This window comes from Bacillus sp. XT-4 (assembly GCF_050864245.1).
Lineage (GTDB): Bacteria > Bacillota > Bacilli > Bacillales > Bacillaceae > Bacillus > Bacillus altitudinis.
Genome location: NZ_JBPAFI010000009.1, coordinates 1 through 14080, shown reverse-complemented (window position 1 = coordinate 14080; position 14080 = coordinate 1). Strand labels below are relative to the sequence as shown.

The 14080-nt window shown below is 41.2% G+C and carries 16 protein-coding genes and 1 riboswitch; of the genes, 5 read left to right on the top strand and 11 right to left on the bottom strand.

What is annotated here, in order from left to right:
• Positions 1 to 32 precede the first annotated feature (32 nt).
• The 5 genes from ACRRMM_RS17375 to ACRRMM_RS17355 form a co-directional block, all read right to left on the bottom strand.
• Positions 33 to 1274 carry a dicarboxylate/amino acid:cation symporter gene (locus ACRRMM_RS17375; protein ID WP_167764456.1) on the bottom strand — a complete coding sequence of 414 codons (1242 nt, stop codon included), beginning with the start codon at positions 1272 to 1274 and terminating at the stop codon, positions 33 to 35.
• A 77-nt stretch (positions 1275 to 1351) separates the two neighbouring features.
• Positions 1352 to 1486, bottom strand: a riboswitch (cyclic di-AMP (ydaO/yuaA leader).
• A 63-nt stretch (positions 1487 to 1549) separates the two neighbouring features.
• Positions 1550 to 2572, bottom strand: a complete 1023-nt coding sequence (locus ACRRMM_RS17370) for an AI-2E family transporter (RefSeq protein WP_007496515.1) — start codon at positions 2570 to 2572, stop codon at positions 1550 to 1552.
• A 210-nt stretch (positions 2573 to 2782) separates the two neighbouring features.
• Positions 2783 to 4051, bottom strand: a complete 1269-nt coding sequence (dctP, locus tag ACRRMM_RS17365; protein WP_007496516.1) for a C4-dicarboxylate transporter DctP — start codon at positions 4049 to 4051, stop codon at positions 2783 to 2785.
• Between the two features lie 124 nt (positions 4052 to 4175).
• Positions 4176 to 4859 carry a response regulator gene (locus tag ACRRMM_RS17360; protein ID WP_428828785.1) on the bottom strand — a complete coding sequence of 228 codons (684 nt, stop codon included), beginning with the start codon at positions 4857 to 4859 and terminating at the stop codon, positions 4176 to 4178.
• Entirely contained in the window at positions 4856 to 6475 is a 1620-nt protein-coding gene (locus ACRRMM_RS17355) for an ATP-binding protein (protein ID WP_060781620.1), read from the bottom strand. Before ACRRMM_RS17355 ends, ACRRMM_RS17360 begins: the two co-directional genes overlap by 4 nt.
• A gap of 67 nt (positions 6476 to 6542) precedes the next feature.
• Here ACRRMM_RS17355 and ACRRMM_RS17350 point away from each other — a divergent pair, with 67 nt between their 5' ends.
• Entirely contained in the window at positions 6543 to 7640 is a 1098-nt protein-coding gene (locus ACRRMM_RS17350) for a TRAP transporter substrate-binding protein (protein WP_025206786.1), read from the top strand.
• Positions 7641 to 7665: 25 nt separating this feature from the next.
• Here the strand turns inward: ACRRMM_RS17350 and ACRRMM_RS17345 are convergent, their stop codons facing one another.
• Positions 7666 to 8496: an EcsC family protein gene (locus ACRRMM_RS17345; protein ID WP_007496524.1), complete on the bottom strand. Its 831-nt coding sequence runs from the start codon at positions 8494 to 8496 to the stop codon at positions 7666 to 7668.
• 163 nt (positions 8497 to 8659) lie between these two features.
• Here ACRRMM_RS17345 and ACRRMM_RS17340 point away from each other — a divergent pair, with 163 nt between their 5' ends.
• The 4 genes from ACRRMM_RS17340 to ACRRMM_RS17325 all read left to right on the top strand — a co-directional run bounded on the left by ACRRMM_RS17340 (position 8660) and on the right by ACRRMM_RS17325 (position 11628).
• On the top strand, positions 8660 to 8920 hold the full coding sequence (locus ACRRMM_RS17340; protein ID WP_003214275.1) for a GlsB/YeaQ/YmgE family stress response membrane protein: 261 nt from the start codon (positions 8660 to 8662) through the stop codon (positions 8918 to 8920).
• Between the two features lie 430 nt (positions 8921 to 9350).
• On the top strand, positions 9351 to 10628 hold the full coding sequence (locus tag ACRRMM_RS17335; RefSeq protein ID WP_008346963.1) for an Nramp family divalent metal transporter: 1278 nt from the start codon (positions 9351 to 9353) through the stop codon (positions 10626 to 10628).
• Positions 10629 to 10695: 67 nt separating this feature from the next.
• Positions 10696 to 11265, top strand: a complete 570-nt coding sequence (locus ACRRMM_RS17330; RefSeq protein ID WP_008346964.1) for a GNAT family N-acetyltransferase — start codon at positions 10696 to 10698, stop codon at positions 11263 to 11265.
• Positions 11266 to 11364: 99 nt separating this feature from the next.
• Positions 11365 to 11628 carry a hypothetical protein gene (locus ACRRMM_RS17325; protein ID WP_008346966.1) on the top strand — a complete coding sequence of 88 codons (264 nt, stop codon included), beginning with the start codon at positions 11365 to 11367 and terminating at the stop codon, positions 11626 to 11628.
• A 39-nt stretch (positions 11629 to 11667) separates the two neighbouring features.
• Here ACRRMM_RS17325 and ACRRMM_RS17320 read toward each other — a convergent pair whose 3' ends face one another.
• The 5 genes from ACRRMM_RS17320 to ACRRMM_RS17300 all read right to left on the bottom strand — a co-directional run.
• Positions 11668 to 11892 (bottom strand): hypothetical protein, encoded by a 225-nt coding sequence (locus ACRRMM_RS17320; RefSeq protein ID WP_249670504.1) that lies wholly within the window; start codon positions 11890 to 11892, stop codon positions 11668 to 11670.
• A 190-nt stretch (positions 11893 to 12082) separates the two neighbouring features.
• Complete coding sequence (locus tag ACRRMM_RS17315; RefSeq protein WP_249670503.1) at positions 12083 to 12529, bottom strand: toxin-antitoxin system YwqK family antitoxin; 447 nt, start codon at positions 12527 to 12529, stop codon at positions 12083 to 12085.
• Between the two features lie 71 nt (positions 12530 to 12600).
• Positions 12601 to 12783, bottom strand: coding sequence for a hypothetical protein (locus tag ACRRMM_RS17310; RefSeq protein ID WP_249670502.1), 183 nt, complete (start codon positions 12781 to 12783; stop codon positions 12601 to 12603).
• Between the two features lie 176 nt (positions 12784 to 12959).
• The gene (locus ACRRMM_RS17305) at positions 12960 to 13295 is read right to left on the bottom strand and encodes a hypothetical protein (protein WP_017366649.1); all 336 of its coding nucleotides are present in this window, start codon (positions 13293 to 13295) and stop codon (positions 12960 to 12962) included.
• Between the two features lie 20 nt (positions 13296 to 13315).
• The coding region (locus ACRRMM_RS17300) for an EndoU domain-containing protein (protein ID WP_282900631.1) at positions 13316 to 14080 on the bottom strand (765 nt) is incomplete at its 5' end.

Below are 14080 nucleotides of genomic sequence, written 5' to 3'. Positions count from 1 at the left end.
AAAAGGGCTGATCCAGTCAGCCCTTCTTGTTGTTACAGTGATAAATTAGGTGTTGGTGCTTCCTTCTCATGCTTCTTCTCGGTTTCAGAAACAATCACCGCACATGCTGCGTCACCTGTAATATTGACCACGGTTCTTGCCATGTCTAATAAGCGGTCTATGCCAAGGATCAGCGCAATGCCCTCAACAGGAAGATTCACGGAATTTAAAACCATGGCTAGCATGATGAGCCCTACCCCTGGGACACCTGCTGTGCCAATACTTGCTAGTACTGCTGTTAAGACAACTGTCAGCATTTGAACAAGGGTTAATTCAACTCCATACACTTGTGCGATAAAAATAGTCGCAACCCCTTGCATGATCGCTGTACCATCCATATTAATGGTCGCACCTAGCGGCTGCACAAAGCTTGAAATAGGTTCTGGCACCTTCAAACGCTTTTGAGCTGTTTCCATTGATACTGGTAGTACTGCGTTACTGCTTGATGTACTAAATGCCACAATCATCGCTGGAGAAAATCCTTTGAAGAATGCCATTGGATTTCGTTTAGCTAATAGGGCAACGGTTGACCCATAGGTCAGGAAGAAATGCAAGATCAGCGCAATTAAGACGACTGAGAAGTAAAGTCCCATGGCTTTCATGGCATCGAGCCCCTGACTGCCAATCGCCGTTGCGATCAAACCGAATGTCCCGTACGGTGCGAATTTCATCACAACACCGACAAGATACATCATTAATTCATTTCCTTGTTCAAACAGCTTCAGCAAACCTTCTGTTTTTTTACCGAGCAAGGCAATGCCAAGACCTAAAAATACACAGAAGACGATAATTTGAAGCATATTTCCTTCAACTAGAGATTGGACTGGATTGGTTGGAATAATATTGAGTAGTGTGTCTGCCATTGATGGGGCTTCCTCAGCGGAGTATTCTGCCGCTTTCGTATCAAAATTGCCAAATGCGCCTGGCTTAATAAGTAAGGCCAATGAAATGCCAATAATGATGGCAAAAGTCGTAGTGAGTAGAAAGTAAGTAATGGTTTTTACGCCGATTCTGCCAAGTTTTTTCGGATCGCCAAGGCCTGCTACACCAAGTGTGATCGAAAAGAAGACAATCGGTACAACTAACATTTTAATCAGGTTTAAGAAGATTTGACCTAGAGGTGTAAATAAATAAGGGTCTAACACTTTGAATACGTTTGGAGCAAAAATGTTGAGCAGTAGTCCTGTGATTGCACCTACAATTAAAGCAATAATAATTTTCGTCGCAAGCTTCAATAAAATCTCCCCTTCCTCGTCAAAAAGGCCCACGAGAGAGTCTTCTCGTGGGCCTGCGTGTCCATACGTGTACCACTGTCTACTCTCTTCACGCTGATGAGGTTAGCTGACGGGTTAGGACGAAGAGATGTCCTTTTTTCTTAAAATAAGAAAAATTCACCCCAAAAACTTGGGTCCCCCATTCCTTTAGAAGGATTAAGCGTGTGGTAATATGATATTTTCATACTATTTATACCTTATTTTTAGAAAATTGTAAACAGGTTCATATGAACTTTTTAATTACTTTCTTCCTTATTCGTGACCTCCAAGATATCTAAGATAAACACAAAGATTGGGATGCCGATAATCAGTCCCCAAATGCCAATATAGTGTTCAGAGAAGATCAGGACAATAAACGTGAAGAAAATAGGGAGCTCTGTTTTAGCTGACATGAGCTTCGGATTTAAGAAGTAGGCTTCAATGGCATGGATGATCACGATCACCAGCACAATATATAGGACGTACATTCCGCCTCCAAGTGTATACGCAATGATGCTGAGTGGAACGAGGGAGATGACCACACCCGCTACCGGAATTAAACCTAACAAGAAGACCATGACCGCTAATCCAAATAATTGCGGGAAGCCCATAATGCCAAGCGCAATTGTCGTTAAGACACAGTTAACTGTTGCAATGATGAACTGTGCTTCAAGTACCTTACCAAATGTTCTGGAAAACTTACGTCCAAAGAAGGCAATTTCATGATAGAACACGGAGATTTTACTCGTTTTGAACTTATTCATGAATTGAATGAGGCGTTCCTTTTCGAACAGGAAGAACATGCTTAATATTAAGGACATAATGACCTGGATACTGAACGTGCTGAAATCTGTTAAGTATGTATAGAGGAAATTAAACCCTTTCTCGAAGAAAGAAGATATTTTGAAATCTCCGAACACATTGGTGACGACGTCAAAGAAGGGTAAATCTTGTGGATGATCTGCAATCTTTTTCCCTAAATGAAATAACTGTTCCACCTGTTTAGCGATGATGGGCACAAACACAAAGCCGCCAAACGTCAATCCACCAGCTAGAAGGATGTACAAAATGGTGATGACTGATTTCTGTCCTATTTTCAGGAAGCGATTTAAAAAGCCTCTTATGACCTCTTCTAACCGGTTCATTAAAAAGGTGAAAATGAAGGTCAGGAGAATTAAATTCATCATTCCTCTTAATAGATATAATGCTGTGGCTAATACTACAAATACTGAAAACCTCTTGACACCAGGTTTTTCGAACAATTTAAAAAATGCCGCCATACGTTACACACCTGCCAGGACTAAAGTCTATTTTTCGTTGGATCTCATATTCATTATATCGGATCTTTCTGTAAATTATATAACAAAAGGTCAATGAGGTCTTACGATTCATCCTAAATTTATCAAGCTTTTATGTTTTTTCTTTTTTTACACAAGAAAAAACCGAACCCCATGTAGAACATAAGGTTTCGGTTTTTGGTTGTTTTTATACTAAACAGCCTGCTTGATATTTCGCATTTCCTGTAGCGCTGTTTTACTCTTCGCTTCGTCAAATTCCCCTTCACTTTTCGCTACAACAATTGTAGCAATTCCATTTCCAATCAGGTTCGTAATCGCTCTTCCTTCACTCATGAAACGGTCGACCCCTAATAGCAGTGCAAGACCTTCTAGCGGGATAACCTGAAGTGCAGCAAGTGTAGAAGCTAGCACGATAAATCCGCTTCCTGTGACTCCAGCTGCTCCTTTTGATGTGAGCATCAGAACAAGGATAATCGTGATTTGCTGTCCGATGGATAGGTCCACCCCAAACACTTGCGCTAAGAAGACCACGGCCATGGACAAGTAGATTGAAGTACCATCTAAGTTAAAGGAATAGCCTGTCGGAATGACAAGCCCAACAACCGACTTAGAGCACCCGTAGCGTTCCATTTTATCCATCATTCTTGGCAAGACAGATTCCGAAGAACTTGTGCCAAGAACAATTAAAATTTCATCTTTGATAAAACGGAGGTAACCGAACAGGCTGAAGCCATACATTTTACAAATGATGTTCAGCACGACGAAAATAAACAGGAACATCGTCATATAAACGGAAAGCATCAGACTAGCCAGTGGTTTAATTGAAGCTAAACCGAAGTGTCCGATTGTATAAGCCATTGCTCCAAATGCCCCTAATGGCGCGGCACGCATGATGTAACCAATGATTTTAAAGAAGACAAGCGACAGCTTATCAAGCCATTCGATGATGCCTTTCCCCTTCTCGCCAAGTGCAGCGAGCGCAACACCGAATAAAATAGAGAAGAATAAGACCTGTAAAATATCCCCCTTTGCAAAGGCATCTACCATGTTAGATGGCACAATGTGTGTGACAAACTCCATCCAGTCGATACCCTGTCCCCCATTTTGGGTATATTGCGAGACATCCCCTTTTTCAAGTTTACTATAGTCAAGACCCGCTCCTGGCTTCATGATATTGACCACAAACAGTCCGATGACAAGCGCAAGCGTCGTCACAACTTCAAAATAGATAAAAGCTTTTCCCCCAACTTTTCCAACTTTTTTCATGTCCCCCATCTTGGCAATTCCAAGAACAATGGTTAAGAAAATAATGGGTGCAATGACCATTTTCACTGCATTAATAAATGTGTCACCAAGCGGCTTCATTTCTTTCCCGACGTTTGGCCAAACCATCCCAACAATAATCCCGATAATGACAGCTGCAATGACCTGAAATGTCAGGTTCTTCAATAGCCTCTTCATAAAAAATCAACTCCCTCACCCTTTGATGTAAACGCTTAACTGTTATCTGTAGGTAAATGATAGCGATTTCATCAAAGGCTGTGAAGCTTATGGACATATCGTACATTTTGGTCTTTTTGGTCTCTTAGTCAGAATGTACGATATATTTATTCACAGGGCGTCCGACCCCGCCATATTGCATATCTAATTTCAGCTCGCCTTCTTTTACAAGGAAGTCTAAATAACGGCGTGCTGTGACACGTGCAATCCCAAGTGCATTGGCGACTTCCTCTGCAGACTGCGCTCCTTCTTGCAGACGCATATAGGCTTTAATTTCATTCATCGTATGCACATTCAGCCCCTTAGGAAGCCATGTCTCTTCCTGCCTAACTGCAGGCTTTCGTATGATATCATCGAGCATCTCTTGAGAAAATTCTGTTGCGGTACGAATTTTTGATTTGAACGCTTTATAGCTTTCAAGAGATTCTTTCATCCGTTCAAACTTAAATGGCTTAATGATATAATCTCGGGCACCATTTTGAAGCATGGTGCCGATCGTCTCTTTGTCCTTTGCTGCCGAAATCACAATCACATCCACCTGCATCTTTTGCTTTCTGATGTCTTGCAGTGTTTTGACGCCATCTTTTTTAGGCATATACACATCGAGCACCACAAGATCTGGGCGAATGTCTTTGATCAGCTGGATGCCCTGCTCGCCATTTCCTGCTACAGCCGCAACTTGAAAGCCAGGGACACTCTTAATGAACTCTCTATTGACTTCTTGCACCATCGGGTCATCTTCAATTAATAGCACCTTAATCTGAGTCATCTGTCTCTCTCCTCTATTGTCATTGGGAATTCGATTGAGAAGGTGGTACCAATGCCGATGCTTGATGTGACTTCTACATTTCCCATTCCTTTGTCGATAATCGTTTTTACAATATACAGTCCGTAGCCTGTTCCGCCTTCCTTACCGTGAGTAAAGCCTTTGTCGAAAATATGAGGAATCATGTCCTCTTCTATTCCAGATCCATAATCTTCAATTAAGATCGCGAGGACATCCTCTGTTTGATCAATACTAATAGAAATGAGTTTTGTGTCTCTTTCTACAGTATCATACGCGGCAAAGGCGTTCTCGATCAGGTTGCCAAGTAGCTTCGTCATATCATGCTGATCTAGCCGCTCTGGGAAATCGCGCAGACTGCTATTTTCATCTACTTCAACCTTTATGCCAAGCTCCTTGCCCCTTCTTATCTTGCTCATCAATAGACCAGCAACTGCGTCATGCTGTATCACACGGTGGAGAAAGTCCGTCACATGCTCCTGTTCTTCGGTCGTTTGAAACGCTAAATCGAGTGCTTGATCGGCTTTCCCCAGCTGAATTAATCCCGCAATTGTATGAAGCTTATTCATATGTTCATGATTTTGCACCCGCAGGCCATCAACGAAGTTCTTCACCCCGGTTAATTCCTCCGCCAATTTGGCCGCCTCTGTCCGGTCCTGAAAAATCGCAACCGCTCCGATGATTTTCTTTTTCATCACAATCGGAATTCGGCTGCTCATGATCCGCTTTCCGCTCATATGAATTTCTTCATTGTAGACAGGTTCTGCGCGGTCAATGATTTCTGGAAGCCTTGTATCTGACAGCACATCCCAAATATTTCGGCCCACTACATCACCAGTCACGCTGAAAATTTGCTTTGCTTTTTCATTAAAAATGGTGATCATGTGCTGGTTATCAATGGCAATGACCCCTTCATTAATGGAATGAAAGGTAGCGGTGCGCTCCTCTAGCATTCTGACAATCTCATGCGGCTCCAGCTTAAACATTTGCTGTTTAATATGACGGGCGAGCAAAAATGAACCGACAAGCCCGAAGCTGAGCGTCAGCAAAAGGATCATGAGGATATCTCGCTTCATTTCTCCTAATATATCTGCCATACTCGGCAGTGTTCTTCCGACTAGTACAACCCCTGTTTGGTTAAATTTTTCATCCTTTACTGGATAAAAAGCTCTAATGGCTGTGCCAAGCTCTCCCTGTGCTTCTGAGAAATAGATATGCTCTGCAAAGGCCGGTTCTTCATCTGTCCCCTCAGAGCGCTGGCCAATCCTTGTTTTCACTGGATGTGTCAATCGCACGTGTTCCATATCCATGACAACAATGTAGTCAGCATCTTGGATAATCCGAATCTCTTCAATGGCATGCTGTAATCGCGTACGCTCCTTTGTCTGATCATCCAATGCCTGCTTTACCTCATTCATCTCAGCTACTGTTCTTGCCGTGTTCATGAGCCTTTTTCGTAGTTCTCGTTCCTCTGTTTGCTGAATTCCCCCGACCAGAACAATTCCTCCGATTAAAAGGGCAAAAATGACAACGAAATATGTGAGGATGGTGAGCTTCCATCTAATAGATAATTGTTGTAATTTTAGTCGATTTCTCATCATTTTTTCACCTGTATCTTTACGAATTCTTCCTCTGTCAAGTATCCTTGACATAAGGGGGATCTGACGCATGAAGAATTTACTCGCCTATACGCTATTGCTCATCATCGGTTTTGTAACCGCTTTATACTTTGGCTTTTATCATATGATGCCTAAATCAGCGACGACCTTCGACGATGAACAGACAGGGCTGAAGGATCAGCTTGTGTTCAAATTCAGCCATGTTGTCGCAGATAATACCCCAAAAGGGCTGGCTGCAAAGAAATTTGCTGAGCTTGTTCACGAAAAATCCGATGGCAGGATCAGCATTCAAATCTTTTCAAACGGGAGTCTTTATTCTGATATCGAAGAAATTAATGCACTAAAAGAGAATCAAGTTCAATTTATTGCTCCGTCTACGTCAAAGCTCGGCATGCTGTCCCCTGAATGGCTGGCACTTGATCTGCCCTTTGCCTTTTCTAACTACGATGCTGTCCAAGAAGGGTTACATGGTGCGATTGGACAGAGACTGTTCGGCACACTGCAAAAAGACGGACTAAAGGGAATGGCCTACTGGACAAATGGCTTTAAGCAAATCACTTCGAATAAAGGCCCAATCAAGCAGCCTAGTGATTTAAAAAAGCAATCTCTCCGTATTATGCAAAGTGACATGATTGAAAAACAATTCAAGCTTCTTGGCGCAAAACCCTATCAGGAATCGTTTAATTCAACGTTTCAGCTGCTAGAAACAAAAAAAGTAGACGGTGAAGAAAATACAATTTCAAATATTTATTCAAAAAAATTCTATCATATACAAGACTATATGACGATCAGTAATCACGGGTATTTAGGGTATGTCGTCTTAACGGATCAATCCTTTTTTGATCGTCAGACACCTGAGACGAAACGAATTTTACTCGAAGCGATGGAAGAAACAACGGCATGGAACGAAAAACATGCCGAACAGATGAACAAGGATCAGCTGGAGGATATTAAACGCGAATCTCCAATTGCGATACACGAATTAACACCAGCAGAGCGGCAAAAATGGATGAAGGCGCTCGATCCTTTATATGATGAAGCAGAAAGGATCATAGGTTCCACCTTGATCAAACAAATCCGCGAGCTCCGGGCACGCTATGAATATTCTCCGATTCAAGCGTTTGAAGAAGATGCTGAGACCAAATAAAAAATCCCTTGAGAGAGGGATTTTTTTATGCGCCGGAGTCACGCTGTTCTTGCTGAGCGAGCTCCTCTAATCTTGATAATATTCTGCGCTTTCGATATTGCATGATGCCTGTTTCGGCAATTCCTTTTAACTGTGAGCGGTTGGACGCTGCACCAAACAAAATCCCCGCAATTGGGACAAGTTGAAACAGCTTCTTCCAGCCAAACGAATCACGGTAGTTATATACGACCTCACGCCATCCTTGAATTTGAGAGATCATGTTTTCGTGCTTCCCTTCTGATGCATGATAGCTCTTCAGCTCTTTTAATATTGATTTTTTCCCAACAACGTCAGCAGAATTCAGCTGTAAACATTTAATGATAAAGACTCGTTCTTCTTTATTTTTCGGATCATAGCCATAGGTGACGGCGATATCCTGTAATGTTTTTAAAGAGAGACCGAGGACAGCCGGAATATCTGCCGCTAATGTAAACATACCTCCGACACCTGTTGTCGCACCTTGCACAGTGGCGAGGTTTGTTCGGTTTTTCCCCATCTGATCACTAATGGCATCCATGACCTCGATTGGAGCCGCCTCAATATCTTCAATACGCTGAATCGATTCATCGGCACATTTCTTTTGAAATTGATGAATAATGCCTTTCTCTGACGTCAAATAGACACCGCCTGATTGAATATAGTGCCCCATCTCATCTAATAACACACCGATTTTTTTTTGAATAAAGGCAGGGGTCAGCTTGTCCAGCATTTGAAATGGAAGCCGGCTAAGTTTCTCCCAAAACCATACCTTTTGCTGGTCTTTCTCCCACTTTTCAATCTCTTTTAATTGTGCTTTTAACCACTCTCTTTCCTCCATGCGATTTGCCTCCTTAGATGCCGTTCAAGTATATGTCTGTTATTATACACAATCCTTGTCCATCATACGTATCGAACATTGAAGTGGTTCCGAAAGGTTTTAATCTCTTTTAAAACGGTTATTGCTTAGTAAACAATAAACAAACAAAAGAGGAGTGATCAACATGTTAGGATTTCTGATTTCATTAGTTGTGGCGATTGTCATTGGTCTCATTGGGAGTGCACTCGCTGGAGGCAGTGTACCAGGAGGCTGGATCGGTTCAATGATTGCCGGGCTTGCAGGTGCTTGGATTGGTCATGGATTACTTGGAACGTGGGGTCCTAGTCTGGCAGGATTTGCGATCATTCCAGCGATCTTAGGAGCAGCCATTTTTGTCATTATTTTAAGCCTGATCTTCCGCAGCGTTGGATCAAGGGTTTCTTAAAAAACAATACAAAAGAAGAGGAAGCAGAGGATGCACCGCCTAAGATCAGAGGCGGTGTCAGCGTGTAGACAAACCCTCGCATTCGTTGTCGGTCCTGCGCGCTGGTGCTCACGAATGCCAAATTCGCTCCGCGCCAGTGCTCGTCCTTCCTAGACTGCAAAGGTTTTCTATCACGCTGAAAAGAAGACAAAGGGCTAAAATAAAGTTCATTTTAGCCCTTTGTCAACAATCTGGCACCGCCTAAGATCAGAGGCGGTGTTTTTTATGTTTTGATTGACAAGGTATCTATTTTTTTCACTTACATATGATAAACAAACCTATTAGTTCAGATAGTTGACTTTTCATGAAGATGGGCATATGATGATTAAAAATTGCATCGAGGAAACTTTTTGTGCCAAAGCAAAACTTTGTAGAATCTAGGTGATGACATATGACAAACAAATACATCGAGGCACAAGCCCACATGTCAGTGGCAGCGGAGCGTGCACTTGAAGGAAAGGTGAAGGGATTTAGAAGGCTCCTTCCTTTTCTCGGACCTGCTTTTATCGCCGCCATTGCCTATATTGATCCAGGAAACTTTGCGACCAACATTGCGGCTGGCTCGAAATATGGCTACCTTCTGTTATGGGTCATTCTCATATCCAATCTCATGGCCTTACTCATCCAGTCTTTGTCTGCAAAGCTTGGAATCGCAACAGGGAAAAATTTACCTGAAATTGCGCGAGAAGAGTTTCCAAAACCAGTCTCGATTGGTTTATGGATTCAGGGCGAGCTCGTCATTATCGCCACAGATTTAGCCGAATTTATCGGGGCTGCCCTTGGTTTATACTTACTCTTTCGTATCCCGCTGCTTGAAGCATCGATTATTGCAGCGATCGGTTCTTTTGCCATTTTAGAGCTCCAAAGACGAGGTTATCGAGCGTTAGAAGCAGGAATTACCGGCATGCTGTTTGTTGTCGTGATTGCTTTCGCTGTACAAACCTTTGTCGCCAAACCTGATCTTGCAAGTGTCGCCGGTGGACTGTTCATTCCAAGGTTTGAAGGGACAGACAGCGTACTGCTTGCCGCTGGTATTTTAGGCGCTACGGTGATGCCGCATGCGATCTATCTCCATTCAGCCTTAACGCAAAGAAGAGTCGTCGGCAGAACGGAAAAAGAGAAAAAGCTGATTTTTCGTTTTGAGTTTTTAGACATCCTCATTGCGATGGTAGTTGCTGGCGCCATCAATGCCAGCATGTTGATTGTAGCAGCTGCTTTATTTTTTAAAAATGGTCTTTTTGTTGAGGATTTAGATGTAGCATTTCAGCATTTTGGCACTCTCGCAGGTCCTGTATCAGCGATCTTATTTGGTGTAGGTCTGCTTGTAGCCGGACTTTCCAGTTCTTCTGTCGGTACACTGTCAGGCGATATTATTATGCAGGGTTTTATTCAGTACCGAATTCCGCTATATGTCCGCCGGCTGATTACCATCATTCCCCCTATTGCGATCATTGCATCTGGGGTCAATCCGACATCTGCACTTGTGATGAGTCAAGTGGTCTTATCCTTTGGCATTGCGTTTGCTTTAATTCCGCTCATTTTGTTTACAAGTAAAAAACGAATTATGGGCGATTTGACGAATGCTCGCTGGGTGACCGGAATATCTTGGGTGATAGCAGCTCTTGTTGTCGCACTTAATCTGTTTTTAATTGTGGATACGTTTATGTAAAAGACAGTGATCATGCTGTCTTTTATATCGGGTTGTGGTAGAATTTCCCTTGAGAGGATGTGATCACATGTTTTTTTATCAGGATCAAGATCTATCCATGCGGCTGCTTGAACCAAGAGACGCGAGAAGTCTGTATCTGCTCATCCAACGCTCAAGAGAGCACTTACGTGAATGGATGCTATGGGTCGATTCCACACAGACAGAAGAAGACAGCATGGCGTTTATTCAAGGTGCCATGCAGCAAGCTTTGCAAAACAATGGTTTTCAGGCTGGCATCTGGTCACATGGAGAACTCGTTGGTATCATTGGCACCCACCAAATTCATTGGATTAATCGGACGGTTTCCATTGGCTATTGGCTCGGGGAAGGCTATCAAGGAAAAGGCATCATGACAAAAGCATGCAAAGCGGTCATTCACTATTTATTTGAAGAGTGCGGTCTGCACCGCATTGAAATAAGGGCCGCTGTTGATAATCAAAAAAGCAGACGCATCGCAGAGCGTTTATCTTTTTCACTTGAAGGCATATTAAGACAATGTGAATGGCTTGGCGACCACTTTGCCGATCACTGTGTGTACGCACTTTTACAGCCTGAATATATGAAACAAAAAACAAATTCGATCAATCAGCCCACTTAATTGTGTCGATTGCATGAACTATTTTACAAAGTGAAGCTTTGTAGTATCCGTTGTGATTGGCATCTGATAAAATAGAAGGAAAAAATCGAGGTATGATGTATGTCTCTTATTATTTTATTTTACTTATGGATTGTCCCTTTATTATTTGGCATTTTCTTCTCATTCCTAACAAAGAAAGCCACATACAAACGCCGCTTTGTCCCATCATATAGCATGGCAGGACTCAGCATCGTATTTCTCATTCTGGCACTCGTCTTTTCAGCCAGTCATTTTCTATTCATTTGCGGTATGTTCCTATTCGCCACAACACTTGTCGGCACAGGCATTCCTTTATTCTTGGCCTTTACTAAAACACCTTCATAAACAAAACCACCTTTTCGCGATGGAAAGGTGGTTTCTTTTTTAGTGCTGAGGCATTCGATAGGTCATCGTACCATTTGGGTTTTTTTCAATTTCTTTCACAATGTCTTGAAGGATCTCTGACGCTCGATCGCTTGAGTCATACTTGCCGAGCGTCTTGACCCAAGAATCACTGCCTGCGATAAACCCTTCAATCTTTTTACCGGTTACTGTGACTTCGTGAACATTAACGAAACTTTGTTCGTTTTGTGTGAAAATCCATAGCATGGTTTATTCCCCTTTTTTGTTAATAGCTCATTTCGAATAATGCGTGTCTCGATATCTGCATATCTTACAGGGATCAGTAGTCAAGATTAATAAATTTTATCACATTTTATATATAAGCCTTCTCTTTATTTTGAGACAGATTAATATTACTCCAATTATTTCAATCATTATTCGAATTTATTTTTCCTTATTAACCATTGAATTTTTCGACGTATTTTAAATCAGATTCATCAGGCTCTGTTTTTTGCTCTACAATACTTCCGTTTTCATCGTACTTTATATAAGTCATTTTCCGACCAGCTATATATTCAGATTCATACTTTTTATTTCCATTTTCAAAAAACTCGACTTGATATCCGTCTGCAGCACTTTTATTCATATTACCTATTTTTTTCACATTTCCATTTGAGTAAAATTCAACATACTTTCCCTGCTTAACACCTTGCTCTGCATAGAAATAACTTTCAATATTTCCATTTTCATACAAATCATAGGCTAGTCCTGTAAAAAGTTTTTCTTCTCCTTCTTTAGTAAATTCTACAATTGCTAGCTCGTAGGGTCCTCCATATTCTAGAGATTTTTCAAACTCCGTACCACTTTCTGTAATTATTTTTTTTGTCAGAATATCATCCATCATGTAAACTCCTTTCATTTTATAACTTTCATATTTATTATTTTAGAGCGTTCTGATAAAATATACTGTTTGCTTTAAGCACAGAGACCCTTCATTATGCCTATTTTAATTAGGAATTTCTTAAAATCTTCAGTTTTCCAATATATCGTTGGCTCTTTTGATATATTCCAACTACCGAACTCTATATTAATCGGTGTATAAAGATCATTTTCAATATTTATATGCTGAATGTCTTTATATTCTGTTACTCTTAACATCATCATGTCTCCTTTCAAGGCATATACACAGCATTCTTTATTAATGGTAGTAAGCTGTCTCCACGGAGTCATCTAAAATTATTTCCCATAAATCGAGTGCTTTTTCATAACAAAAAGCACTTTTTGCCTTGAATAACAATAAAGTGCTTTTTATTTTTCAGTCTCGACAATGATGTTTAATCTTCGAATATTTCCGGTATTTTCTCTCTCCAAATTAACAACAATTCTATGAATTCCTTCGTTTCAATTTTATTTTCAAGAGGTTCTTCAATCCTATAATGATGTTCAACTACTGTCTCATCTTTTTTAATATTTACACTGGTAGCATTCAATGTAATTTCAAATTTCTCATATACTCCATCTATAACATTTTGAATATATCCTATATATTCATCCACTTCTTCTATCGATGAAATATCTTGTATAAAATCTGAGAAAATACTTATTTCTTCGGGTAGTATGATTGCTAAATCACCAAATTGGTCTTCCTTAAATTCATATGGATATCTCATATAAGTTAATCACCTTCATATTATTTTTTATATAATGGATATGCTGTAGCTATTGATCCATCTTTTTTCAAATACATTTCTATTTTAATTCCTGATGATGTTATACCTTTAAATTTATTAGGACCTATCTGTTGTTTATTTTGGTAAGCTTCATCGATAGCTTTTAACACATCAATGCGGTTCCATTCCTTAGGAAAGAAACTTGATTTAGCTACTTTTTCAACTCCTTCAATTTCAACTTTAGCTCTATAAATACCGTTTTTATCAGGTAAACTTTCACTTCCTGGAATAATCTTACCACCTTGCATACTTTCATGATGATAACCAACTGCTTTTCCTCTTTTATTAATTTCACCATGATAAATGTGTTTCATCGTATGGGTATTATATTTTTCAGCACCCTTAATCCCCATCTTCCCTTGAAACCCTTTCGCCCCAAACGGCAAAAGCATCCCCAGAGCCGCATTCATACTGGCTTCTTGCTGTTCTTTCGAGACTTTATTTCCAAACATGTCTCGACCCGTAATCGCTTCGCTGAAGCCGTTTGTTGCGGTGAGGCCATATAAGCCTTTTTGAGACGTTTTCAGGGCGTCAAAAGACTTCTGTGATGTCTTGTAAATGTCGACCGCTCTGACTGCGGCGGACGTGGCTTGAGTCGTTTTATAAACGGCTTTACCGCCTTTGAAAATACGGCCCGCCCATCCGACGATCGGGATGTAGCCTGCTGCTGCCATGCCGCCTGCGGCGACTCGCTGGCCTGCGGTGAGTTCTTCACCTGTGATCGG

Excerpts from the sequence above, each read along its gene's own strand:
- ACRRMM_RS17370 (WP_007496515.1), bottom strand. The coding sequence starts at position 2,572 with ATGGCGGCATTTTTTAAATTGTTCGAAAAACCTGGTGTCAAGAGGTTT.
- dctP (WP_007496516.1), bottom strand. The coding sequence starts at position 4,051 with ATGAAGAGGCTATTGAAGAACCTGACATTTCAGGTCATTGCAGCTGTC.
- ACRRMM_RS17360 (WP_428828785.1), bottom strand. The coding sequence starts at position 4,859 with ATGACTCAGATTAAGGTGCTATTAATTGAAGATGACCCGATGGTGCAA.
- ACRRMM_RS17355 (WP_060781620.1), bottom strand. The coding sequence starts at position 6,475 with ATGATGAGAAATCGACTAAAATTACAACAATTATCTATTAGATGGAAG.
- ACRRMM_RS17350 (WP_025206786.1), top strand. The coding sequence starts at position 6,543 with ATGAAGAATTTACTCGCCTATACGCTATTGCTCATCATCGGTTTTGTA.
- ACRRMM_RS17345 (WP_007496524.1), bottom strand. The coding sequence starts at position 8,496 with ATGGAGGAAAGAGAGTGGTTAAAAGCACAATTAAAAGAGATTGAAAAG.
- ACRRMM_RS17340 (WP_003214275.1), top strand. The coding sequence starts at position 8,660 with ATGTTAGGATTTCTGATTTCATTAGTTGTGGCGATTGTCATTGGTCTC.
- ACRRMM_RS17335 (WP_008346963.1), top strand. The coding sequence starts at position 9,351 with ATGACAAACAAATACATCGAGGCACAAGCCCACATGTCAGTGGCAGCG.
- ACRRMM_RS17330 (WP_008346964.1), top strand. The coding sequence starts at position 10,696 with ATGTTTTTTTATCAGGATCAAGATCTATCCATGCGGCTGCTTGAACCA.
- ACRRMM_RS17325 (WP_008346966.1), top strand. The coding sequence starts at position 11,365 with ATGTCTCTTATTATTTTATTTTACTTATGGATTGTCCCTTTATTATTT.
- ACRRMM_RS17320 (WP_249670504.1), bottom strand. The coding sequence starts at position 11,892 with ATGCTATGGATTTTCACACAAAACGAACAAAGTTTCGTTAATGTTCAC.
- ACRRMM_RS17315 (WP_249670503.1), bottom strand. The coding sequence starts at position 12,529 with ATGATGGATGATATTCTGACAAAAAAAATAATTACAGAAAGTGGTACG.
- ACRRMM_RS17310 (WP_249670502.1), bottom strand. The coding sequence starts at position 12,783 with ATGTTAAGAGTAACAGAATATAAAGACATTCAGCATATAAATATTGAA.
- ACRRMM_RS17305 (WP_017366649.1), bottom strand. The coding sequence starts at position 13,295 with ATGAGATATCCATATGAATTTAAGGAAGACCAATTTGGTGATTTAGCA.